Raw genomic sequence first — 21863 nt, forward strand, 5'->3', positions numbered from 1 at the left:
ATTGCGCCAGGCGCCCACGGCGGTTCATAGCGGACTTTCGACCGCCACCGTTTCGGGGAAATCCTTGGCGGCCGCCTGAATCGCGGCGCGCACCCGCCCGGCATCGCCCACTTCGTGCATCAGAAGGAGTGCCAGGCGAGCCAGGATCTGTGGCGTCGCGGCTTCGCCCGCGCGCGCCATCCGGTAGCACAGTTCGGTATACAGATCGTCCAGCTCCTGAGGGGCGAGATTCTTCACAGCGAGCCTCCTTGGCAGCAGCGCTCGACGGCGCGGCGTATGGTTTCGAGATCGGCACGCCGCCAGCGGGCCAGTACATTGCCATCGGGACGCAGCAGATAGACGGTCTCCGGCTGGGCGTCGTAGCGCTTGGCCAGCGGCCCTCGCGCTGGTGCGGCCAGCAGCTTGACGGGCAGGCGTGCGTCTTCGAGTTCAGCATCGCTGAACTGCGGCGCCTCGAAGGCCAGCAGCGTGAAGCCGGGGCCGATGTGCTGGCACAGATGGCTGCCATCGGGCAGTGGTGCATCAACAAAGGCAAAACCGCTGGCTGGACCCGCGGCGAATGCCGATTCCTCGCCGGGCTGGTTGAGCGGAGAGTCCGGATACCCGACCGTGGTGCTCTGGCGCGGATCGATGAGGCTGCGCACCCAGTGATGTTCTGCTGCCAGGCCCAGAACGGCGGAGCGCATCAGAGCAAAGGCAGGTGCCGGTGGGGCCATGAACTCCGCACTCTTGGAAGCGTGGCGCATGTTTTCACGGGTGGCGAACACGCGTTCGGGGGTGTAGGTGTCCAGCAGCGCTTCGCGGGCCTGACCGCGGATGACGTAGGCCAGTTTCCACACCAGGTTGTTCACATCCTCCATGCCGGAGTTCAGGCCGCGCACGCCGAAGATGGGCACCAGATGCGCGGCATCGCCAGCCAAGAGCACCCGGCCGTGGCGGTAGTTTTCCAGCGTCAGGCAACTGGCGCGGTACAGGCTGATCCACACGGGCTGCCAGGGCGCGTGCTCGCCGATGAGTTCCAGGTGGCTGCGGATGCGGCTGAGCACATTCTCGGGCTTGACCGCTTCTTCAGGATCCTCGTCCTCGCGCAGCTGGTAGTCGAAGCGCCAGAGATCGTCACGATGCTTGTGCAGCAGCAGCGTGGCGCCGGGGTTGGACGGCGGATCGAACCAGGCCCGGCGTCCTGGGGGCATCTCACTCTTCATCTTGATGTCCGCGATGATGTACTGGCCGTCATACTGGGTTCCGACGAAGCGGGCACCGAGCGCCTTGCGCACGGCACTGCGCGCACCGTCGGTGCCGATTACCCAATCGGCCGTGAGCGTATAGCTGCCCGAAGGCGTGGAGACGTCGAGTTCAACGCCATGCTCGGTCTGGCGCAGAGCCTCCATGCGGTTCTGCCAGCGGATCTCGATCAGATCGCCATAGCGCGCACGCACCGAATCCAGCATGTACTGCTCGATATAGCACTGCTGGATGTTTACCAAGCGCGGAAAGCGGGCAGCGGAGTCCTGCGGCACATCCAGGTGCAGCACTTCGTCCGTGTGGTAGTAGCTCCAGCCCTCCGCCCAGGGCAGCCCCTGGCGCAAGATGGGATCGGCGACCCCGGTTTGCTCGAAGATTTCCAGCGTACGCGAGGTCACGCAGCCCGCGCGGCTGCCCAGGCAAACGCTGTCGTCGGCTTCCAGCACCACGCTCGCGATGCCCTGCCTGGCCAACCCCAGTGCCACGGCGAAGCCTACCGGGCCGCCACCCACCACCGCTACACGGTGCCGCTGGGGATCGCGCCCCTCCTTGAGTTCCGGCATGACCGGGGGAATTTCTCGTAGTCGAAATAGGAAACGAATTCCATCAACGTCCTTGGCAGCTAAAAGGAATTGTGGCAGACTGAAGTCCTATAATCGAACATCAGCATCCTGTATTCGGACAGTCTAACCAAGGCGCCCCGTTTCAGTCAACTCTTTCAACTCTCAGTACGAGGACTCCATGCTGCCCCCTGAATTCAACGTGAACCGACTCAATCACGTCGCATGGCGCTGCCGCGACGCCGAAGAGACCCGCGCCTTCTATGAGGACGTGCTCGGCCTGCCGCTCGCACATGTGGTGCGCGAAGACCGTGTGCCTTCCACGGGCGAGGAGACTTCGTTCGCACACCTGTTCTTCCAGATGCGCGATGGCTCGTACGTGGCCTTCTTCGATCTCGCCGACGGCCAGGGCGCCTCGGATCCCACCACGCCAGGGTGGGTCAACCACCTGGCCATGTCGGTCGGCTCTCGCGCCGAACTCGAACAGGCCCACAAGCGCCTGCTGGATGCGGGCGTCGAGGTCATCGGCATCGTCGATCACCATTGGCTGCAGTCGATCTACTTCCACGATCCGAACGGCCTGCGGCTGGAGCTCTCCTATCAGGTGGGGGGCCAGCAGGTGCTCGATGAGTTCTCGCGCAAGGCGCGCGCCACGCTGGCGCAATGGACCGCCGACAAGTCGGAGGGCAAGGTATGAACACGCCTCAGAAAGAGCTGATCGTGCTGGACGTCAAGCCGGGCATTCACATGGAGTCCCAGTCCGGCATCGCGCAGCTGTGGCCCAAGATCTATGGCGCCATCGTCCGCGCAAAGGACCGGCGCACCGCAGCCATCGTCATGCACCCGGCCAGCAACTTCATGGGGCACTACCTGCTGGAACCCATGGCCGCGGCGGGCATCACCATGCTGGGCCTGAACTCCCGGTACCTGAACAACGACTCCCAACTGATCATGGAGCGCGTGCTTCAGGACCTGGGCGCGGGGGTGCGCTATCTGCGCGAGCAAGGCTATGAGAAAGTGCTGCTCATCGGCAATTCGGGCGGTGCTGCCCTGGCTTCCTACTACCAGGCCCAGGCTGAAAACTTCACCGCCACGCATACCCCGGCGGGCGATCCCACGGGACTCTCCCCTGCAGACCTGCCGCCGGTGGATGGCATCGTGCTGACGGCGGCCCACCCTGGCCGCTCGCGCTTGTTCTCGGACTGGCTCGATCCTTCCGTGATCGACGAGCGCGACCCCTATTCAGCCAATCCGGCACTGGACATGTTCAATCCGGCCAATGGTCCTGCCTACAGCCCTGAGTGGCTGGCACAGTACCGCGCCGCTCAACTGGCGCGGAACGAGCGCATCGAGCAATGGGCCCGTGCCCAGTTGGCGTATATCCGCGCCATGCCGGTCCCGGTGCGGGACATGGCGTTCCTCATCTACCGTACGGCGGCTGATCCGCGCCATCTGGATCCCAGCCTCGATCCCAATGACCGGCCAGCCGGCAGCAACATCTGGGGCGATCCGCGCGAAGTCAACTATGGCGCCAACAACATCGGACGCTACACGACCATCACGGCCTACCTGAGCCAGTGGGCGCCTTCGACCAAGGCGGACGGTCCCAGCAACCTCATCGAGACTTCCATACCGGTGCTGTCCATCGAGCACACGGCCGATGCTTCAGTGGTGCCCGCGATGAACACCCTGTGGCAGTCGCGACAGCCGGGCCGCATCACGCGGCACGAACTCAAGGGGGTACTCATTACCTCGCCGGCCAGCCTGAGAAGGTGGACGAGACCGTGGAGGCCATCAAAGGCTGGGCGGAACGCGTTCTCTGAAAGACAGTCTTCGCATCGTCAGCCAAAGCAAAAGCGGGTCCCGAGGGACCCGCTTTTGCTTTGGCTTTTGCTGACAGCCTGGTGCCATTAATCGATATGAATGTTCTTGGCCTTGATGATCTCTGTCCAACGCACGCGCTCGCCTTCCGCGAAGCGCTCGAACTCGGCTGAGGACTTGCTGGTGACCGGCTCCAGGCCGATGCCGCGCAGGCGCTCGGCGACCTCAGGGTTCTCGATAGCGCTGCGGATTCCCGCAAACAGCTTCTCGGCTACGGCGGGAGGCGTTCCGCGCGGCACTGCAAAGCCCATCCATGACATGGCTGAATAACCCGGGAAGCCTTGCTCGGCGACGGTCGGCACATCCGGTGCCACCGCGGCGCGGTTGGGCGTGGAGACCGCCAGCGCGCGCAGCTTGCCGCCCTTGATCTGGGGCAGCATCACCGGGGAATCGATGATGGCCATATCCACCACACCGGCCAGCAGATCGGCCACCGCCGGGCTTGATCCACGGTAGGCCACGTGCTTGATATCGATCTTGGCCTGGGAGTTGAAAAGCTCCATCGCCATGTGGTGGATGGTGCCGACGCCCGCCGAGCCATAGGAAAGGCCTTGTGGCTTCTTGCGTGCCGCGTCGACCAGATCTGACAGCGATTTATAGGGGCTGTCGACCTTGACCGCGATGAACAGTGGCGTGCGGACGATCTGAGTGAGGGGTGTGAGCGTCTTCTCAGGCAGCGTGATGGGTTTGCTTTGCAAGGCCGCTGCCACGGCCAGCGTGTCGGCCGTCGCGGCCAGCACGGTGTAGCCGTCGGCCGGGGACGTGGCCACCGCATGGGCGCCGATGAGCGTGCCCGCACCGGGCTTGTTGTCCACCACAATCGGTTGGCCCCAGGCGCTGCCCAGCTTGTCTCCGACCATGCGCGCGATGACGTCCACGCCTCCACCAGGCGGGAAGGGCACGATGAGTTTGATGGGCTTGTTGGGGAAAGTGTCCTGGGCGAAGCTGGGGGCCTGCGTGGCCATCAGAGCGCAGGCCAGCAAGGCGCGTGCGGCGGCGAGCGACTTCATAGTGTGTGTACCTCAAGATCACGGCGGCAAAATACGCCGCCTGGTCAGCAACCCAGCCTCCGGCCAGGGATTTTATTTATCCGAATATCGGTCTAAATAATGCGATATTCGGACGATAAGATATTGCCATGCATCAAGGACGTTGGCAAGCGGCTGAGAGGGCGGGGGACGCCAAAGGCTGGCGGTATCGTTGTCTATAGGGGCAGTTTTCAAACCTGCTCTCCTCGCGCGCAAGCCTAGTGCGCCAGCCAACCTCCATCGATGGCGATGGTGCTGCCTGTCATGTAGCTCGCATGCGGGGAGCACGCAAACAGGACAGCGCCGGCCATTTCTTCGGGGCGACCCACGCGGCCCATCGGAATGCGTGTCAGGAAATCGGAAAGGGCTTTCGGGTTCGCGAGCAACCCGGCGGTGAGGCCGGACTCGGTGACCCCGGGCGCCAGCATATTGACCCGTACGCCGCGCGGAGCGAGTTCGAGTGCCAGCGAGAGCGTGACGTTGCGCACCGCCGCCTTGGACGCCGCGTAGGCGACCGCACGCGGTTTGCCCAGAAAGGAGAGTGTCGAGCCGACGTTGAGTATCGTGCCGCGCGTTTCCAGAATCTGTGGCAAAAAGGCCGAGATCATGTTGTGCAGGCCGTTGACGTTGACGCCGATGACGCGGTCCCACACGGCGTCGGCTTCTTCCGTACCGGCGTCGGCCTTGCCGTCAGTGCCCGCGTTGTTGATCAGATGGCGCACCGGGCCAGCCTCGGCCAGCACCTGTGCTGCCAGCACTTTGCACCCGGCACGATCCGTGATGTCGAGTTCATGCACGAAAGGCGCCAGGCCGCTCTGCGCGGCAAGGGCCGAAGCCGTCGCTGCCAACTGATCGGCCGTCCGATCCACCAGCACCAATTGCGCACCAGCCTGCGCGAAGGCCATTGCGAGCGCGCGCCCGATGCCGCTGGCAGCGCCCGTGACCAGCACTACTTCATTGTCATAGCGAATCTGCATGATGGCGTTTCCTAGTCTCTGGGCTTGATGTGCAGATGGCAGCAGCCCTGGCCGCCGGGTGCCCAGGTGTCGTTCCTGATGGCGAAACCGGCGCCTTCGAACAACCCCACGTCGCCGTCCCCGGAGATGCGCAGGAGCACTTGCATCCGCTCGGGCGAAATACCTGCTTCCTCATAGGCTTCCTTGACTGGGCAGGTTTTGAACTTGATCCCTAGGCCGGCGGCATCGCAGCGCGTGGTCTCGATCTCGAAGAGCCCGCCGTGGTCCGGGAGGAAGTCGATGAAGCGCTCGCGCAGCAGAGGCATGTTGCCGGGCGCGCAGTCCGAGAGGAACCGCTTGCCTGCTCCTTCGCTGCGCTTGTGCATGACGCGTCTCAAGACGGTCTCGGCGCGCTCCAGCCCGATTTCGGGCTCGAGTTCGTCGAGTAGCGCGGCCATGAGCATGGCTCGGCTCTTCAACAAGTTCTTTACCTGGTTGCGCAGATCGGAAACTGCCGCGTTGGATGAGGTCGGAGAAGACTCCATGGGTACTCCGTGTTCGGTGGTGGTCAATTGATCAAGGAGCCAGCAGATCGGCGACAGGGTCCGCCGGCTCCGGCGAAGGCCGCTTGAAAATGCTGTTGTAGCCAATGAGATGCCAGGCGCTGGGCATCGGACCGACGCGGACCTCGAGCAAGCTCGGCCCTCCTCGTGCAAGTGCATCTCGAAGCGCGCTTTCCATCTCGTCCGGAGAGGAGGCCACGGCCGAACGGACGCCGAACGCATCCGCGAGCTTGCTGAAATCCGGGTTGCACAACTCGACACCGATCGTGTGTCCGAAGGTTTGCTGTTGCAGCAGCCGCACGTTGCCGAAGTGCCCGTCGTTGAAGACCACGACCACCATGTTGAGTCCATAGCGGCGCGCGGTGGCCAACTCCTGCATGCCCCAGCCGAATCCGCCGTCGCCGGTAATGCATACGACGGCGCGATCGGGCATGGCCGCGGCAACGCCCAATGCCGTCGGGAAACCGAAGCCCAGGGTACCCTGATAGCCCGGGGTGATCAGTGTGCGGGGATGGTAGAGGGGGTAGGCGATCGTGGACAGGTAGCCTACCTGGGTCAGTTCGTTGATGAGGAAACCGTCCTCGGGAATGGCACGGCGCAGCGCCTGCACATAGGCGAACTGAGGCTCGACCTCGCGGATCTGCTGCGCGGCCCACCCGCGGGCGGCTTCCACGATTCCCATGCGCGGTGTGCGTGCGGCGGGCACGGCGCGCGCCAGCGCTTCCAGGCCAAGGCGCGCATCTGCCTGGATCAGCAGGCCGGGCTTGCGCGGAGGGGCTGCGGCCTCGGCCTCCACATTCAGGTAGATGAACTGCGTGGTGGCGGAAGTCCATTGAGGAGATGGCGCCATGCGGTTCATGAAGCGGCTGCCGACCACCAGGACGACGTCCGCATGCCGTATCAAGGCTCGGCCGGCCACGGAGTTGACGGCCATGGGGTGCAGGTCGGAGATCGCTCCCCGGCTTGTCTCCGTGGTGATGACGGGGGCTTGCAACCGCTCCGCGAGGGTTTCCAGCGCGGCGGACGCATCCGCTGCAAGCACGCCGCCGCCTGCATGAATCACCGGGAACCTCGCATGGGCCAGCAGGGCTGCTGCGGCGCTGACCTGCTCGGCCGCAGGTGCCAGCCGGCCGTCGGCCCCGAGGGGTGGGGGTACCAGTTCGATGTCGGCGGCGCTACTCAGCACATCGTGCGGAATCTCGATGCCCACGGGTTGCGGACGGCCGCTGCGCAGGCGTGTGACGGCCTCGCGTACAAGCCCTGGTACCTGGTTGGGTGCCGTGGCGAGGCCATGCCATTTGGTCACGCTGCCGATAAGGTCAGACTGGCCCTTGATTTCGTGCAGCATCCCGTAGCCGGCGCCGATGGTCGATGAGTGGATCTGGCCGGTGATCGACAGGAGCGGCGATGAGCAGGCATAGGCCGTGGAAAGTCCCGCCATCGCATTGGTCAACCCGGGGCCTGGCACGGTCATGCAGACGCCGATGCGGCCGCTGGCGCGCGCGTACCCGTCCGCCATGTAGCTTGTGGCCTGCTCGTGGCGGGGGATCAGCAGACGGAAGGCATCGCCCATCTCACGAATACCGTCGACGGCCCAGTCCAGCTGTACGCCGGGCACGCAGAAAATGTCACGCAGCCCTTCCAAGGCCAACTGCCTGGCCAGAGCCTGCCCGCCTGTCATATGCATTGCATGCGTCATGCCGGAAATCCTTTTGTTCTGATCACTTTTGTATGCTGATGACGTGGGGCCGGGTGACGGACTTCAAGCCCTCGGCTCCAAACTCCACGCCCCAGCCTGAACGCTTGCTTCCGCCGAATGGCACCATGGGGTGAATGGTGCCGTGCTGGTTGATCCATACGGTTCCTGCCTGCAGGCGCATGGCCACCGACCGTGCCTGCTCGGGGTCTCGCGACCATACCGAGGCGCCAAGCCCTACATCCAACCGGTTCGCGCGGGCGATGGCATCTTCCACGTCCGTGTAGCGGATGATGGGCAGCACAGGGCCGAACTGTTCCTCGTCGACCAGCGGGTTGCCGTCGTGCACGTCGGTGACCAGCGTCAACGGATAGAAGTTGCCCGGACCGGAGAGAGGTTGTCCCCGCAGACGACCGTCGCGCCCGCGGTGCGGGCAGCTTCGACGAGTTTCACCACTTTTTCGAACTGCATGCGGTTCTGGATAGGCCCCATCGCCACACCCGGCTGCATACCATCGCCCATGGGGGTGGCGGCCACCAGCTTCACCAGTTCCGCGACGATCCGGTCGTGCAGCGCTGCCGGTACATACAGCCGCTTCGCGCAGGCGCAAGTCTGTCCCATGTTGAGAAAGGCACCCCAGAAAAGCCCCGTGGCGATGGCCTCCGGGTCGGCGTCCGGAAGCACGATGGCGGCATCGTTGCCACCCAGCTCCAGGGTGGTCGGCGTCAGGTGCACGGCCGCGGCAGCGGCTACCTTCGATCCGGTGGAAGCGGAGCCAGTGAACATGATCTTGCCGATCCGCGCGTCATCTACCAGCCAGCCGCCCACCTCTCCCAAGCCGCTGACGGTGTTGAGTACTCCGGGCGGCAGGACGTCGGCGATCAGCCGGAACATTTCCAGCGAGCAGGCGCTGGTGTATTCCGAGGGCTTGATGACGACGGTATTGCCTGCCCGCAGCGAGGGAATGATCTGCCATATGGCAATCATCAGCGGCCAGTTCCAGGGGGCGATCGCCGCCACCACTCCATAGGGTTGGCGATGCACTTCGTCGCGCCGCTGCTCGTTTTCGAAGGCGACCTCGACCGGCATCTCGATGCCCGCCGTGGCACGTGTCCAGGCCTCGCAACCCATGAGTTCGAACCGTGAGCCCGGGATACTTCCCCGGCCGTCTCCTCCCAGCGGCTTGCCTTGCTCACGCGTGACCCACCGGGCCAGTGCGTCGGCATTGTCCTTGATCGTATCGGCGATCTTGCCCAGGAAGGCTCGGCGCTCGGCATCGGTGAGCGCTGCCCACGAAGGTTGTGCGGCCTTCGCCGCGGCAATCGCCAAGTCCACCTCATCCCGAGAGCTGTATGCGACCTTGGCGATCACCTCTCCTGTTGCCGGGTTCAATGAGTCAAAGGTCTTGGCGGCCGCCACCGGTTGGCCATTGACGGTGTTCAGGAATGTCTGCATGGTCTGATCTATTTCCTCACTTTGGCGCTTACTTCTGCCAGAAAGCTGTCCACGCTCCGGGAGGGCCGTCCAAGCAGGTTCTGGAAGTCGTCGCTGCTCTGGCTTCCCGCCCCTTCGCGCAGGAGTGACAGGACTTCTCTCTGATGCCGCAGCGTGAATTCGGGCATGCCGCTCGCGCGGGCCCGATCCATCGCAGCATCGATGTCCAACGGGCGGTAGCCGATAGGACGCGCGAGCATCTGCCCCAGCAAGAAGGCTATCCTCGCGCCACTGATGGCTTCAGATCCGGTGACTTCGATGAGCGGGGGCACCGAAGCGGCGGCCATGGCATGCGCGCCCGCGGCCGCGATGTCACGGATGTCGGCAAAGGCCACGGCAGCATCGCCGATCGCCAGCGAGAACGTATTGCCGGAGTTCAGTTCCCCGTCCAAGCGCCCCAGCATCCCTTGCAGGAACGCATTGGGCCGGATGCAGGTGTACTCGAAGCCATAGGTATCGTGCAGGGAGTGCAGCATGGCTTCGACCAGCGCATGCGCGGCACCGACCGTGGTGACGCGGCCCGCCTCCATGGTCCATGCCGAACCGGATAGCTTGACGATGCGCCGCACGCCAGCCTGGGCAGCTGCCCGCACGGCGTCGCACTGCCATGAAGCCATCTCAGGATGCACAGGAGACGCCACAAAGACCACCTGGACGCCCTTCATGGCGGCGCTGATCGAGGCCGGATCGCCAAACTCCCCCGTGACGGCCGTGACGTTCGGCGGCCACATGGATGCCGCGCGTCCGGCATCGCGCACGAGGCCGCCAACGCTCAACCCCTGGCCGGCCAACTCCTGGATCACAAGGGACCCTATGCGGCCAGTAGCGCCCAGAACGAGGAAGTGGGGACTCATTCGAGGACGATGTTCAGCCGTTTGACCAGCGGGCCCCAGACCTTGACTTCCGCTGCGATCTTCTGCGCGAATTGGTCCGCGCTTCCGCCCGCCGGCGTGTTGCCTGTACCGCGCAGGAATTTTTCCACCGAAGCCATCGCCAGGGTCTTCTGCAGCTCGTTGTTCAGGCGCGTGACGACATCCGGCGGCATGTTGGCGGGCCCGAAGATGCCGATATACCCTTCGCTCGTAATGCCCTGCACGCCCTGCTCCGCGATCGTGGGAACGTCAGGCATCGCGTCATTGCGTTCGCGCGTGGCCACGCCAATCGGCTTCACATGCTTGGTGGCGATCGAGCCGATGGCGGTCCCGAAACCGTCGAACATGATGTCCACCTGCCCGCCGATAAGATCTTGCGTAGCTTGCCCGCTGCCTTTGTAGGGCACGTGCGTCATGGTCGTTCCGGTCTTCTGCGCGAACAGCTCTCCAAGCAGGTGCGCGGTGGAGCCCGTACCGATGGATGCATAGCTGAGCTTGCCGGGGTTGGCCCTGGCATAGGCCACCAATTCCTGCACGTTGTTGAAAGGCCGCGATGTATTGGCGATCAGCACGGTGCTGGAGCCGACGATCTGGAAGATCGGAGTGAACTTCGACGCGTCATATGAGAGCTTGGGGCGCATCATCGGGTTCGTCACGTGCGTCAAGCCGTTGGTCAGCAAAAGCGTATGGCCGTCCGGGGCGGCGCGCTGGACTTCCAGTGCGCCGATGCCGGTATTGGCGCCCGGCTTCGTGTCAATGATGACAGGGACCCCCATCGATTCGGAGAGATGCATGCCGAACCGGCGTCCGATCACCTCGGCTTGTCCGCCGGGGCTGAAAGGCACCACGATCCGGATAGGCTTGCCTGGTGCGGGAAAGGTCTGGGCATGCGCTTGGAATGACGCTCCGGCGGCCAGGACTGCAGCAATCGAAAGAGCGAACGTGCGACGAGATGAGGGCATCGTGAGGTCTCCTGAGCGGGTTAGGGTTGAAGGTCTTCGAGGGGAATCTGTTGTCCTTGATCGATCAGCGGCCGTCCTTCTACTTCGAGGCTGGCGCGGCTCCAGGTGAGCCAGCGATGAAAGGTCGACTGGAACTGCCCCCCGGATAACACGTTGTCGCCCAGGATCAGGCGCACGACGCCCGCGCCGAAGCCGTAATGCGGCAGGAAAGAGCTGCCGGGCACCGGTGTGAGCAGGGGATTGCAGCCGATGATGACCTCGCCGAGCACGTCCTTGTCCCCGGTTTCGGCGGCCCACGCCCGGTCGAGCGCCTGTTGATCGCCGCCTGTCTGGACGGAAACGGCACGTCCATCTCGAAATTCGAACGCCAGCCCGGCACCTGTGAATGGGTGAACATCGAAACCGCGGCCCAAAGCCATGGCTTCGCCATCCGTGCGGCGAGGAAACACGACCCGTCCCTGTGCGCTGCCCGGCTCCGGGATGAAACGGAAGCTCCCTACGGGTACTTCTTCCTCGCGGTCGCGGCCGCTGGTGAAGCGGGCCATGCGTTCGCGCGAGGCATCACCGTAGTTCGTATGGAAGCGCACACCCGCACGAAAGCGCAGATCGGTGCCTGCATCGTCGGTGAGCCTCAGCTCGCGGCCGCGGATCATCTCGGCCATGCGTTCCATCATGCGGCGCATCCAGTCGTAATCGAGGTCGATGATGGCTTTTTCGTTGACGCGGTCGTGCAGCAGGTTCACAGGATGGGACGGATCCGGAAAGCGAGGATCCTGGAACCAGTGCAGATGAGCAGCCCGCCCGCCTTTCCATTCGTTGACCACTTCGTCCGATTGCGAGGTGGCCACGGTGCGGTAGGCTCGCCGCCGATCGTTCATGAGCAGGATGAACACATCGGCACACGAGAAAAGCTGTTTCATCGCGGCGGTTTCCGCGCGGTCCAGTTCGCTGTCCGGATGGCGGCCACTGGGCAGGCGAAGCCCCCCTACCGCTGGTGACCAGTGCAGGATGGTCGCCAGCTCCAGCGCCCCCGCCCGCTGGATCTCGCAGCGCACGGCTTCCAACGGAGCGCCGCCGTAGTAGGGATCGGCCGAGATGATCACCCGCTCCGCGCGCTCCACGGCCAGGATGCGCCGCACCACGGTCCGCGCAATCGCCTCCCAGTCAATGGCATGCGTGGGCGTGAGGCCTTGGTGGCCTGGGAGAGGAAATGGATCGAAAACCGTCATCCGTGTAGCCCTCTTCAATCATCAAATAGTCCGATATTTGATGTTATGTGTCCGATATTAGGTCATAAAAATGCAATGGCAATAGGTGTATTCGCGGGGGTGGCTTGGTCGCGCCCCGAAAAAAGCGCGGAAGGAAGCGAGAGAAACCTCATGTGAACCAACGTGCAACCTGGGGTAAAGCACGGTTTTCATACACGGGGGGCGGCGGCTCGCCTTATCATTGATCCTGCGCTTTCTCATGCGCTGTGTTTTCATGGAAGAGCAAACCCCCAACGAACGCCCCAGTGGCCCTCCCCCTGAGACCGATGGTTCGATGACCCGCTGGATCATCGCCGTCTTTGCTCTGGCGCTCTTGATCCTCGGTGGCTACAAAGGCTACCAATGGTGGGCTGCGGAGCATGCCGTCCCTGTGGAGACGGAAGCCGCCGCGCCTGTTTCCGAGCCTGCAGCATCCGCTGCCGAGCAGAATACCCCCGAGAAACCTGCCGATGCACCGCCGCCGCCCACGGGCGAGGCAGATCTACGGGCGCCCGCCGTGGCAGGAGACAACATCATCAACAAATGCGTGATGGGCGGCCAAGTCACCTACACCAATGATCCGTGTCCGGAAGGCTCGACCACTGGCACCGTGGAGGCCACCGCCATCGATCCCAACGGCGTAACCGGCTTCACGGGCGACAAGGCACCCGCGGCAACGGAGCGCGCTCCCGCATCCGACGACCCGAGCCAACGAGCGGCAGAATGCGACTATCTGGCGGCGGAAATTGCGCGAATGGACTACGAGTTCAAGCAACCGTTGCCGCCACCCGTGCTGGATCAGATCGCGACTGACTTGAAGAATGCGCGCGAACAAGGCGCCAGCCTGAAATGCACTGGCATCCCCAAGGCAAGCGCCGAAGCCAAGTCAGCATCGGACTCGAAAATGCTGAAGGAAAAAGGCGAGTAGCCTGAGAACGTATTCGGCATTGTGCCGGGCCTCACCGCCGAACTTTTCGGCGAAAGCCCCCAACCCTTGGGAAAGGGGCTGAGGAAAAGAGGGCGGTGCTTGTGCATACCGCGCTGGCTCGGCAACGCCGCTCCCCCTCCCTCAACCCCTCTGCCGCAAAGGGCCGGGGGGAAAATGGCCTGCACACTTTCTGTGGTGAGATGGCTCGGCGGCCCCTGCAAGGGGTTTTTCGATAATGGCTGCGGAGAAAAAGCCCGTTGCTGCCAGTGGCCGCAGCGGACTCTCCTTCGCTTCTAGCGCTTGGGCGCGGGCATGGCGGGCGCAGGCATCGTGCCCGAGGTGCCCGTGCTGCTGCCTGAACCAGGCGCCATGCCTTGCGGTGCCGTTGGCGCGGCGCCGGAAGCGGTGCTCGCGGGCATTGCAGGAACGATGGCAGGCGGTGTGCGTGCCGAAGGAGCGCCAGGGCTGCCGTTCGGGTTGCTGGTCAATCCGCCGGAGTTGCCGGAGGCTTGTGCCACGTTCATCGGGGCCTCGGAGCGCGAAGTGGCCACGGCCGGTGCGCTGCGACTGGACTCCATGCCGACGCTGCTCAGTGCGGCGGCCGGCAGGCACCAGGCTGCCGCAGTCGTCACCAACAGGGCGGCGGGAATTGCACGCAAGGTACGTGTGTTCATGAGAAAGACCTCTTCATCAAGTTGAACAGGTGGCCCAGTCTGCACGCTTTGTCCGTTACAAGGTAGCTCTGGGATGTTGGTGTTGTAACGGTATGAATGCATACTGACATTACAAATTTCCACGTGCCCGAGTAAGGCGGTCCCGCTAACGAGGCCGCAGCTTGCGTGCTCCCCCATTTCGCCTGTCGGCCTTTTCCGCCACGGGCCGTGAGGCTGCCACACGTTCGGCATGCTCGGTGAGCTTGCTGAGCGCGGTGTCGAAGGCCGTTAGTTCGGAAGGCGTCAGTACCGACAGTACCTCGGCATTGAAAGCCATGGACTGCGGGAACAGCTCCGCATAAAGGTGCTTGCCGGCCTCGGTCAACTCGATCTTGGCCCGCCGGCCGTCTTCCAGTACCGGCACACGCTGGATGAGTTGGCGCCCGGCCAGCTCGGTGATGTGACGCGAGGTCCGGGCGCGTTCGAGATGGGCGCGCTCGGAAAGCTCCGAGGGCGACATCGCTCCGTGCGCCGCCAGCAGCGCAATTAGGCGCCACTCCCTTCGGGTGATGCCGTAGCGGCCTTCGCACAAGCGGATGACCATGGCGCCGCTGGCGGCGAACAGATGGCTCAGCCGGTAGTTCAGCAAGTCATCAACCGTGCGTGGGTGTGCCAGCGACATGGATACGTGCGTCTCCAAAGTAATTGTTTAGATGAATTATGGGGTCGGCTTCTAGACTTGGTTCGACCTTATCAGGAAGACGCCAATGACGACCCCGCAACTCATGCCAGGTGCCCGGATTCAGGGCTCCGAGGTTTTCGATCTCGCCAGTTCATGGCGTGGCTATCGCATCAACAAGATGTGTAATGCGCTGTCGCAGGCGCCTCACCGCGACGCCTTCCGGCAAGACGAGGAAGCCTTCATGGCAATCCACCATCTCACGGAAGAGGAAAAGCAGCTCGTACGAGACCGCGACTTCTCCGGGTTGCTGGCCGCTGGTGGCAACATCTATTTTCTGCTCAAGCTCGGCGTGGTCACGGGCAACGGCCTCTATCACATGGGCGCCAGGATGCGCGGCGAGACTTATGAGCAGTTTCTTGCCACACGCAACGATCGGGGAGCCGTCTGATGGGCCGTATCGTCGCCGGCATCGGCACTTCTCATGTTCCTTCGATCGGTGGTGCATACGACCGCGGGAAGACGGCGCTTCCTGCCTGGAAGCCCTTGTTCGATGCGTATATTCCGGTTCGCGAGTGGCTGAAGGCGCAGCGGCCTGACGTCTGCATCATGGTCTACAACGATCATGGCGCGGATTTCTTCTTCGACAAATATCCCACTTTCGCTGTCGGCTGTGCCGACCGCTATGCGATCGCGGATGAAGGGTTCGGCGTGCGGCCCCTGCCCGCCATACGCGGCGACCTCGCGTTCTCTCAGCACCTCTGCCGGTCGCTGGTGTATGACGAATTCGACATCACGATCTGCCAGGAAATGGCGGTGGAACACGGTTTCCTGGTGCCGATGCATCTCTGCTTCGACCCGCAGGATGGCGGCTGGCCTGTGGCTTGCGTCCCTCTGGAAGTCAACGTGCTGCAGCACCCCTTGCCGACAGCGCGCCGATGCCTCCATCTCGGCAGGGCTATCAGGCGGGCGGTGGACAGCTATGAAAAAGACATCAAGGTCGCGGTGATCGGCACAGGCGGCATGTCCCACCAATTGACGGGCCCTCACTTCGGGGCGATGAACCGCGCCGAAGACCTGGAGTTTCTGGAGCGCATCGAAAAGGATCCCGAAAGCCTGGCTGGATTGACGCACCAGGAGATGATGGAGAAGTATGGCGTCGAGGGTATTGAGTTGATCATGTGGCTGGTGATGCGGGGCGCCCTGAATGGTCCGCTGCGCAAAGTGCACCACAACTACTACGCGCCCATGACTACCGGCATGGGCCTCATCACGCTCGAGGAGGCTGCCTGATGCGCACACAAGTCGGCATCATCGGTGCGGGGCCCTCGGGTCTGATGCTCGCGCAGATCCTGCATACGCAGGGCATCGAATCGGTCATCATCGAGCGCTCAGCCAAGGAGCATGTACGCACCCGGCTGCGGGCAGGCGTTCTCGAGCAAGGTACGGTCGAGATGATGCAGGAGTTCGGGGTCGGTGACCGCATCGGGCGGCTAGGCCTCAAGCAACGCGCCATTGATTTTCGGGTGAACGGAGAGTCGCGTCCGATCGACTTTGAATCGGTATGCGGCCGCAACACCTGGGTCTACCCGCAGCATGAAGTGGTCACCGATCTGATGGCCGCGCGCGAGCGCAGCGGCCTGCCAGTCATCTACGACGCACCGGTTTCGCGCATCGAGGAACTGGAGGGCGCGCGGCCCACTATTCATTTCGAGCGAAACGGAGAAACAAGCACGCTCGAATGCGACTACGTGGCCGGTTGCGACGGCTTTCACGGCATCGCGCGCGCATCGATTCCCGTCAGCAAGCTCAAGGTGTACGACCGTATCTACCCTTTTGGCTGGCTCGGCATCCTGGCCGAGGCGAAGCCCGCAGTAGAAGACATTGTCTGGGGCTGCCACGAAGACGGCTTCGCGATGATGAGCATCCGCTCGCCCAGTGTCACGCGCTTGTACTTGCAGTGCGAGCCTGATGAGCATCCGGACAACTGGTCAGACGACCGAATCTGGGCCGAGTTGCACAAGCGCCTCGATGTGCCTGGCCTGCCGCCGCTGCAGGAGGGGCGGATCACTCAGAAAGGCGTGACGGCGATGCGCAGCTTTCTGGCTGAGCCCATGCAGCACGGGCGCCTGTTCCTGGCAGGCGACGCGGCCCACATCGTCCCCCCCACGGGCGCCAAGGGCCTGAACTCCGCCATGGCCGATGTGAAGGTGTTGGCCAACGCGCTCACCGAAAAAATCGTGCATGGCCGCGGCCAGCGGCTGGAGAACTACTCTGACATCTGCCTGAAGCGTATGTGGCTGGTGCAGCGCTTTTCCGCCGGACTGTGCACCATGGTTCACCAGTTTCCTGGCGACAACGCTTTCACCCGCCGGTTGCAGCGCGCCGATCTGGAGTACATGACCACCACCGGCCCAGGCCGCCTCGAATTCTCCGAAAATTTCACCGGGCTGCCGGTGGACGCATGAAAAGGCAGGTCATGAATCACGCTTTCAGTCTCTCCCGGCGCTGCTTGTTGTCACGGGCAGGTCTTGCGGCTGCAAGCCTCGGCTTGCCCGCTCTTGCGCGAGCCCAGGCGGACCGATGGCCTTCGCGACCCGTCAAGATCGTGTGCAATTTTCCTGCCGGCAGCTCGCCGGATGCATTGATCCGCGCGGTCTCAACACCGCTGCAGCAAGCACTGGGCCAGCCCGTGGTGATTGACAACCGCGCCGGCGCCAGCGGAATCATCGGCGCGGACATCGTGGCCAAGTCGACGGCGGATGGATACACATGGCTCATGACGGCCGGCAGCACCATCACGACGAGTCCGCACCTTTTCGCGAAGATGCCTTTCGATCCCCACAAGGATCTGGCACCCGTCGCCGCGGTGGCACGGCTGAACCTATTCCTCGTGACCCGCGGCGATTTTCCCGCCAGCGATGCGCGCGAGTTTCTGGCCTACCTGAAAAAGAACCCGGGCAAGGTGACCTATGGCTCGGCGGGCAATGCCACCGGCTTGCACCTGGCGGGGGAGATGCTCAAGAGCCAGGCCGGGGTCAACATCGTGCACGTGCCCTACCGCGGCGCCTCTCTTGCCATGCAGGACCTGCTGGGCGGCGCGATCGATTTCTACTTTGATCCGGGTATCGCATTGCCGCATGTGAAGGCCGGCAAGCTGAAGATGCTGGCGATTGGCGCTCCTCAGCGCTCGCCGCTGTATCCGGACGTCCCCACGCTGGACGAAGTAGGCCTCAAGGGCTTCGACGCAGGCACGACCCATGGCTTGTACGCGCCCGAAGGAACTCCCGCAGCCATCGTGAACAAGGTCAACAAGGAAGTGAATGCTGCATTGATCCTTGAAAACGTCAAGGCCCAGATCGCTTCGCTGGCTGCCGATCCCACGCCCCTGACAGCGGCACGGTTCGCGGCAATCATGCAGAGTGACAGCAGGCGCTACGGAGCCCTGATCAAGGAGCAGCACATTACCGCCACTTGAGCCTCCTGCCGCGAGGGGCTGGGTGGCCGCCGCCCACTCCTAATCTTTTCTGCAGGAATTTCCGCATCCCAGTACAATACCGGGTTAGCCAAAAAGGGTGAGTGGTGCCAAGGCGGGCAAATTGCCCGAGTTGCCTCGCGTGCGGCGCCCGCATGCGGGCGCCGCCAATGGACCTTGATGAGGGCCGCCGCGTTGACCGTCTGGCGCTGATTGTCATATTTTCGCCGCGCCCTTTTCTTGCCGCCGCCCGCGCATACGCCAAGCGCCCGCGCCGGCTGTATCTGTTCAAAGTACAAGGAGTGGCGTATGGCCAAAGAAGAACTGATTGAAATGCAGGGCGTCGTCAACGAGGTGCTGCCCGACACACGCTTTCGCGTCACGCTGGACAATGGGCATGAGCTGATTGCCTATTCCGCCGGCAAGATGCGCAAGAACCACATCCGCATCCTGGCAGGCGACCGCGTCTCGCTGGAGCTGTCACCCTACGACCTCACCAAGGGCCGCATCAACTTCCGCCATCTCAATGGCCGCGGCCCGATGCCGCCGCGCAACCCGAGGTAAGCTGCTTGCAGCTGGCTGCACCTGTCCCTTGGGGGGCGAGGGAGCAGCATGATGTCTGGAAATGGAAAAGGAGCGCGTTTGCGCTCCTTTTTTTATGTGTCCAGCGCTCCCTTGCAAGGCGTTGGCTGACCCGCTGGCTGCGGTGAATGCAGCGCCAGGAAAGTACAACTACCCGTCTTCAGCATCAGCGACATTGGCGCATCTCAGTAGCTTGCTATGGCACTATCAGGCACTTGAGCGGACGTAATTGCCCGATTCAGCGAAGATGGGGTGAGGTGATCCGCAAGAACAACCTGAAGGTGGATTGATGACAACGACTGAAATGCAAGTACCTGTGCTGTGGCGTGTCGAAGAGGGAGTGGGCCATATCATCTTGAACCGTCCAGACGCGGCCAACGCGCTCGACAGCGCGACTGCTCTGGCATTCGGCCAGGCGATAGAGCAAGCCGCTCGGGCTGACATCGGGGCCGTACTCATTTCGTCGACTGGCAAGCAGTTCTGCGCGGGTGGCGACATTCGCGAGTTTGTGGAAAGGCGCGCCGACCTGGATCGGTTGGTGCAAGCCATGCTGGACATACTGCATCCTGCGATGCGGAAGCTGGCCGCGTTGCCATTGCCGGTGGTCAGCGCTGTGCAAGGGCCGCTCGGCGGCGCGGGCATTTCCGTGGGGCTGTGCGCGGACATCGTGTTGGCTTCCACCGCCATGAAACTACGTGGCGGGTACTCTGCCATTGGCCTGAGTCCCGATCTGGGCGCTTCGTATTACCTGGCGCGCCGCGCTGGCGCCGTGCGTGCCAAAGTCATATTGATGACCAATCGGGTGATTGGCGCCGAAGAATGCCTGCAGTGGGGCTTGGTCGATGAACTCCATCCCCCTGAAGCCTTGGCCGATGCCGCACGCAAGCTGGCGGCCGGCCTTGCGCGAGGTGCCACCGGCTCGCTCGGCGGCATCAAGCGCCTGTGCGACAGCGCGCTCTCGCATGATCTGGGCACTCACCTCGATCTTGAACGCCAAGCCCTGTTACGCTGTGCCCTATCCGCCGATGGGCGTGAGGGTGTCAGCGCCTTCATCGAGAAGCGAATGCCCCAGTTTACAGACAAGCGATTTTCCTGATGGAGGTTTGAAACCATGTCATTGCAACAGCCGCTGCAAGGCGTACGCGTCGTCGAATTCGAAGGCATCGGCCCGGGGCCGGCAGCCGGCCGCATGCTGGCCGGCATGGGTGCTCAGGTGACCGTGCTGGCACGCCCCAATGCGCGTCCTGTCGTTGGCGAGCTAGCGGATGACGCTGTCAATCCGTTGCGGGAGGGCAAGCAGATCATCAGCTGCAATCTGAAGTCCGCGGAAGGTCTTGCACAAGCGCTTGAACTGGTGGCCAGCGCGGATGTGCTGATCGAAGGCAACCGGCCCGGCGTGATGGAGCGTCTCGGCCTGGGGCCTCAGGAATGCCTGGCCCGCAATCCGCGCCTGATTTACGCGCGCATGACCGGCTGGGGGCAAAGCGGGCCCCTCGCGCAGGCCGCGGGACATGATCTCAACTACGTCGCACTCACCGGGCTGCTCTCCCTGGCAGCGCGCCCCGGACAAGCGCCTGTCATTCCGCCCACGGTGGTCGGAGACGCTGGTGGCGCACTGGGCTTGGCGTTCGGCGTGGCTTGCGCGCTGGCCGATGTCCGTGCGGGCGGGCCTGGGCGCGTGGTCGACGCAGCCATCGTCGACATCGTGGCCATGCTTGGCATGATTACCCAATGGGTGCGGGGACGAGGCGAAATTGACAACGGCAAGCCGAGCCCTTTCCACGACTCGCCTCACTACGATACCTACGAGTGCGCCGATGGCCGGTATGTGAGCGTGGGCGCCCTGGAGCCGCAGTTCTATGATCTGTTGCTCACCAAATTGGGACTGGACGAAGTCGATCGAGGCCGGCAGAACCAGAAGGCTGACTGGCCCGCATTGAAAGAGCGGGTGGCGGCGATCTTCAAGAGCCGCACGCAGAAGCAGTGGTGCGAATTGCTGGAGGGCACCGACGTCTGCTTCGCTCCGGTGCTCTCGATGGCTGAGGCCGCAGTGCATCCGCACAACGTGGCGCGTGGAATATTTCGGCAAGCAGGCGAAGGCGATATCCGCCCTGCCGTGGCACCTCGGTTCCTGGACGGGCGCTGAACGAACGATGGAGGCATGGCGCTTGAATTCAAATCCTAGCTTCGAGATCCTCCAGACGCTTCAATCACGGCGAGTTGATGAGTGACCGTTCGCAATTCCTTGAAGAGGGCGGACATGCGGGAATCCGGGATTCGTGAAGAGATGGCCGCAATGCTCACGGCCAGATAGGGAACGCCTATCTGCGTGGGCACGACAACGGCGATGCCAATTACGCCTTCCGTAATCGTTCCGTAGCTGATCGCATGGTCTGGCTGCGCGTTATTCAGACGCTCGAAAAGCGTGTCGAGCGAGAGCCCGTGCCGGTTCAGGCTATCCACGTTGCGTTCCATCATCGCACGTGCCTCGCTCGCAGGCTGCGCGGCCAGCAACGCCAAACCGGCCGCTCCCATGCCCAGGGGGCGCCGGGCGCCGATCTCGAAGGTGCGTGCCCGGATCGGGTAGCTGCCCTCTGCCAGGTCGAGACAAACGGCTTCATCCCCGCTTCGCATGACCAGATAGGCCGTATCGCCTGTCAGGTCCGCCAAAGCTTGCAGCCGAGGACGCATTCGATCCAGCCTCTGGATGGGCGAGGGAGCGGCCAGCCCAAGCTCGTACAGCAGGGAGCCCGGCAGGTATCGGCGGTCCTGCCCCTGGGTGAGCAACCGCTCGGCACATAGCTGCTTCAGCAGGCGATGGGCGGTAGGGCGAGCAAGGCCGGTTTCCGCCGCTACATCCAGAAGACGTGCGCCATCGGGGCCGTGTGCGGCTACCACGCGCAACAAAGCGGCCGCACGCTCCACGCTTTGCGCTGCGGAGGGGGAGGTGTTCTTTGAAGAGTCCATTATTTGAACTTTAATTGAATTCTTTTGACGCCAAGGTAGATGGTTCTATATCTTCCATCATTGTTGAATGGATTT

The 21863-nt window shown here is 63.3% G+C and carries 22 protein-coding genes and 1 pseudogene; 10 read left to right on the plus strand and 13 right to left on the minus strand.

Features of this window, described 5'->3' with window-relative positions; genetic code table 11:
- Positions 1-24: 24 nt before the first annotated feature.
- On the minus strand, positions 25-237 hold the full coding sequence (locus WJU18_RS00990; protein WP_423458319.1) for a DUF2783 domain-containing protein: 213 nt from the start codon (positions 235-237) through the stop codon (positions 25-27).
- The gene (locus WJU18_RS00995) at positions 234-1808 is read right to left on the minus strand and encodes an FAD-dependent monooxygenase (protein WP_423458320.1); all 1575 of its coding nucleotides are present in this window, start codon (positions 1806-1808) and stop codon (positions 234-236) included. The genes WJU18_RS00990 and WJU18_RS00995 overlap by 4 nt, the downstream gene beginning before the upstream one ends.
- Before the next feature lie 178 nt (positions 1809-1986).
- On the opposite strand from WJU18_RS00995, the gene WJU18_RS01000 reads away from it, so the two are divergent.
- Together WJU18_RS01000 and WJU18_RS01005 are read left to right on the plus strand one after the other, a co-directional pair.
- On the plus strand, positions 1987-2502 hold the full coding sequence (locus tag WJU18_RS01000; RefSeq protein ID WP_423458321.1) for a VOC family protein: 516 nt from the start codon (positions 1987-1989) through the stop codon (positions 2500-2502).
- Positions 2499-3719, plus strand: a complete 1221-nt coding sequence (locus WJU18_RS01005; RefSeq protein WP_423458322.1) for an alpha/beta hydrolase — start codon at positions 2499-2501, stop codon at positions 3717-3719. The genes WJU18_RS01000 and WJU18_RS01005 overlap by 4 nt, the downstream gene beginning before the upstream one ends.
- Here WJU18_RS01005 and WJU18_RS01010 read toward each other — a convergent pair.
- From WJU18_RS01010 to WJU18_RS01045, 8 genes and pseudogenes are all read right to left on the minus strand, one after another.
- Positions 3716-4696, minus strand: coding sequence for a Bug family tripartite tricarboxylate transporter substrate binding protein (locus WJU18_RS01010; RefSeq protein ID WP_423458323.1), 981 nt, complete (start codon positions 4694-4696; stop codon positions 3716-3718). The genes WJU18_RS01005 and WJU18_RS01010 overlap by 4 nt on opposite strands.
- A gap of 236 nt (positions 4697-4932) precedes the next feature.
- A complete protein-coding gene (locus WJU18_RS01015) occupies positions 4933-5691 on the minus strand; it encodes an SDR family NAD(P)-dependent oxidoreductase (protein WP_423458324.1) in 759 nt (252 codons plus the stop codon).
- A gap of 11 nt (positions 5692-5702) precedes the next feature.
- Complete coding sequence (locus tag WJU18_RS01020) at positions 5703-6215, minus strand: L-2-amino-thiazoline-4-carboxylic acid hydrolase (RefSeq protein ID WP_423458325.1); 513 nt, start codon at positions 6213-6215, stop codon at positions 5703-5705.
- 31 nt (positions 6216-6246) lie between these two features.
- Positions 6247-7932 (minus strand): thiamine pyrophosphate-dependent enzyme, encoded by a 1686-nt coding sequence (locus WJU18_RS01025; protein WP_423458326.1) that lies wholly within the window; start codon positions 7930-7932, stop codon positions 6247-6249.
- Between the two features lie 22 nt (positions 7933-7954).
- Positions 7955-9384: pseudogene (locus tag WJU18_RS01030) on the minus strand (aldehyde dehydrogenase family protein).
- A gap of 8 nt (positions 9385-9392) precedes the next feature.
- On the minus strand, positions 9393-10277 hold the full coding sequence (locus tag WJU18_RS01035; RefSeq protein ID WP_423458327.1) for an NAD(P)H-binding protein: 885 nt from the start codon (positions 10275-10277) through the stop codon (positions 9393-9395).
- Complete coding sequence (locus WJU18_RS01040; RefSeq protein ID WP_423458328.1) at positions 10274-11257, minus strand: Bug family tripartite tricarboxylate transporter substrate binding protein; 984 nt, start codon at positions 11255-11257, stop codon at positions 10274-10276. Before WJU18_RS01040 ends, WJU18_RS01035 begins: the two co-directional genes overlap by 4 nt.
- Positions 11258-11277: 20 nt before the next feature.
- Positions 11278-12486, minus strand: a complete 1209-nt coding sequence (locus tag WJU18_RS01045) for a hypothetical protein (protein WP_423458329.1) — start codon at positions 12484-12486, stop codon at positions 11278-11280.
- A 253-nt stretch (positions 12487-12739) separates the two neighbouring features.
- Between WJU18_RS01045 and WJU18_RS01050 the strand changes: the two genes are divergently transcribed.
- Complete coding sequence (locus tag WJU18_RS01050; RefSeq protein WP_423458330.1) at positions 12740-13432, plus strand: hypothetical protein; 693 nt, start codon at positions 12740-12742, stop codon at positions 13430-13432.
- Positions 13433-13725: 293 nt separating this feature from the next.
- Here the strand turns inward: WJU18_RS01050 and WJU18_RS01055 are convergent, their stop codons facing one another.
- A complete protein-coding gene (locus WJU18_RS01055; protein WP_423458331.1) occupies positions 13726-14106 on the minus strand; it encodes a hypothetical protein in 381 nt (126 codons plus the stop codon).
- Positions 14107-14251: 145 nt separating this feature from the next.
- The gene (locus WJU18_RS01060) at positions 14252-14767 is read right to left on the minus strand and encodes a MarR family winged helix-turn-helix transcriptional regulator (protein WP_423458332.1); all 516 of its coding nucleotides are present in this window, start codon (positions 14765-14767) and stop codon (positions 14252-14254) included.
- Positions 14768-14852: 85 nt separating this feature from the next.
- Here WJU18_RS01060 and WJU18_RS01065 point away from each other — a divergent pair, with 85 nt between their 5' ends.
- The 7 genes from WJU18_RS01065 to WJU18_RS01095 all read left to right on the plus strand — a co-directional run bounded on the left by WJU18_RS01065 (position 14853) and on the right by WJU18_RS01095 (position 20967).
- Positions 14853-15215: a protocatechuate 3,4-dioxygenase gene (locus WJU18_RS01065; protein ID WP_423458333.1), complete on the plus strand. Its 363-nt coding sequence runs from the start codon at positions 14853-14855 to the stop codon at positions 15213-15215.
- Positions 15215-16057, plus strand: a complete 843-nt coding sequence (locus tag WJU18_RS01070; RefSeq protein ID WP_423458334.1) for a class III extradiol dioxygenase family protein — start codon at positions 15215-15217, stop codon at positions 16055-16057. The genes WJU18_RS01065 and WJU18_RS01070 overlap by 1 nt, the downstream gene beginning before the upstream one ends.
- Positions 16057-17232, plus strand: a complete 1176-nt coding sequence (locus WJU18_RS01075; protein ID WP_423458335.1) for a 4-hydroxybenzoate 3-monooxygenase — start codon at positions 16057-16059, stop codon at positions 17230-17232. The genes WJU18_RS01070 and WJU18_RS01075 overlap by 1 nt, the downstream gene beginning before the upstream one ends.
- 11 nt (positions 17233-17243) lie before the next feature.
- Entirely contained in the window at positions 17244-18242 is a 999-nt protein-coding gene (locus WJU18_RS01080) for a Bug family tripartite tricarboxylate transporter substrate binding protein (protein ID WP_423458336.1), read from the plus strand.
- A 306-nt stretch (positions 18243-18548) separates the two neighbouring features.
- Positions 18549-18803: a translation initiation factor IF-1 gene (infA, locus tag WJU18_RS01085; RefSeq protein ID WP_423458337.1), complete on the plus strand. Its 255-nt coding sequence runs from the start codon at positions 18549-18551 to the stop codon at positions 18801-18803.
- Positions 18804-19110: 307 nt separating this feature from the next.
- Positions 19111-19917, plus strand: a complete 807-nt coding sequence (locus WJU18_RS01090; protein WP_423458338.1) for an enoyl-CoA hydratase/isomerase family protein — start codon at positions 19111-19113, stop codon at positions 19915-19917.
- Between the two features lie 15 nt (positions 19918-19932).
- Positions 19933-20967 (plus strand): CaiB/BaiF CoA transferase family protein, encoded by a 1035-nt coding sequence (locus WJU18_RS01095; protein WP_423458339.1) that lies wholly within the window; start codon positions 19933-19935, stop codon positions 20965-20967.
- A 35-nt stretch (positions 20968-21002) separates the two neighbouring features.
- Here the strand turns inward: WJU18_RS01095 and WJU18_RS01100 are convergent, their stop codons facing one another.
- Positions 21003-21788, minus strand: coding sequence for an IclR family transcriptional regulator (locus tag WJU18_RS01100; protein WP_423458340.1), 786 nt, complete (start codon positions 21786-21788; stop codon positions 21003-21005).
- Positions 21789-21863 lie beyond the last annotated feature (75 nt).

Origin of the sequence: Ottowia sp. VDI28 (genome assembly GCF_049532675.1) — a bacterium.
GTDB lineage: Bacteria > Pseudomonadota > Gammaproteobacteria > Burkholderiales > Burkholderiaceae_C > Ottowia.

Excerpts from the sequence above, each read along its gene's own strand:
- WJU18_RS01075 (WP_423458335.1), top strand. The coding sequence starts at position 16,057 with ATGCGCACACAAGTCGGCATCATCGGTGCGGGGCCCTCGGGTCTGATG.
- infA (WP_423458337.1), top strand. The coding sequence starts at position 18,549 with ATGGCCAAAGAAGAACTGATTGAAATGCAGGGCGTCGTCAACGAGGTG.
- WJU18_RS01010 (WP_423458323.1), bottom strand. The coding sequence starts at position 4,696 with ATGAAGTCGCTCGCCGCCGCACGCGCCTTGCTGGCCTGCGCTCTGATG.
- WJU18_RS01000 (WP_423458321.1), top strand. The coding sequence starts at position 1,987 with ATGCTGCCCCCTGAATTCAACGTGAACCGACTCAATCACGTCGCATGG.
- WJU18_RS01065 (WP_423458333.1), top strand. The coding sequence starts at position 14,853 with ATGACGACCCCGCAACTCATGCCAGGTGCCCGGATTCAGGGCTCCGAG.
- WJU18_RS01005 (WP_423458322.1), top strand. The coding sequence starts at position 2,499 with ATGAACACGCCTCAGAAAGAGCTGATCGTGCTGGACGTCAAGCCGGGC.
- WJU18_RS01020 (WP_423458325.1), bottom strand. The coding sequence starts at position 6,215 with ATGGAGTCTTCTCCGACCTCATCCAACGCGGCAGTTTCCGATCTGCGC.
- WJU18_RS01045 (WP_423458329.1), bottom strand. The coding sequence starts at position 12,486 with ATGACGGTTTTCGATCCATTTCCTCTCCCAGGCCACCAAGGCCTCACG.
- WJU18_RS01090 (WP_423458338.1), top strand. The coding sequence starts at position 19,111 with ATGACAACGACTGAAATGCAAGTACCTGTGCTGTGGCGTGTCGAAGAG.
- WJU18_RS01050 (WP_423458330.1), top strand. The coding sequence starts at position 12,740 with ATGGAAGAGCAAACCCCCAACGAACGCCCCAGTGGCCCTCCCCCTGAG.
- WJU18_RS01095 (WP_423458339.1), top strand. The coding sequence starts at position 19,933 with ATGTCATTGCAACAGCCGCTGCAAGGCGTACGCGTCGTCGAATTCGAA.
- WJU18_RS01060 (WP_423458332.1), bottom strand. The coding sequence starts at position 14,767 with ATGTCGCTGGCACACCCACGCACGGTTGATGACTTGCTGAACTACCGG.
- WJU18_RS01015 (WP_423458324.1), bottom strand. The coding sequence starts at position 5,691 with ATGCAGATTCGCTATGACAATGAAGTAGTGCTGGTCACGGGCGCTGCC.
- WJU18_RS00995 (WP_423458320.1), bottom strand. The coding sequence starts at position 1,808 with ATGCCGGAACTCAAGGAGGGGCGCGATCCCCAGCGGCACCGTGTAGCG.
- WJU18_RS01100 (WP_423458340.1), bottom strand. The coding sequence starts at position 21,788 with ATGGACTCTTCAAAGAACACCTCCCCCTCCGCAGCGCAAAGCGTGGAG.
- WJU18_RS01035 (WP_423458327.1), bottom strand. The coding sequence starts at position 10,277 with ATGAGTCCCCACTTCCTCGTTCTGGGCGCTACTGGCCGCATAGGGTCC.
- WJU18_RS01040 (WP_423458328.1), bottom strand. The coding sequence starts at position 11,257 with ATGCCCTCATCTCGTCGCACGTTCGCTCTTTCGATTGCTGCAGTCCTG.
- WJU18_RS01025 (WP_423458326.1), bottom strand. The coding sequence starts at position 7,932 with ATGACGCATGCAATGCATATGACAGGCGGGCAGGCTCTGGCCAGGCAG.
- WJU18_RS01055 (WP_423458331.1), bottom strand. The coding sequence starts at position 14,106 with ATGAACACACGTACCTTGCGTGCAATTCCCGCCGCCCTGTTGGTGACG.
- WJU18_RS01070 (WP_423458334.1), top strand. The coding sequence starts at position 15,215 with ATGGGCCGTATCGTCGCCGGCATCGGCACTTCTCATGTTCCTTCGATC.
- WJU18_RS01080 (WP_423458336.1), top strand. The coding sequence starts at position 17,244 with ATGAATCACGCTTTCAGTCTCTCCCGGCGCTGCTTGTTGTCACGGGCA.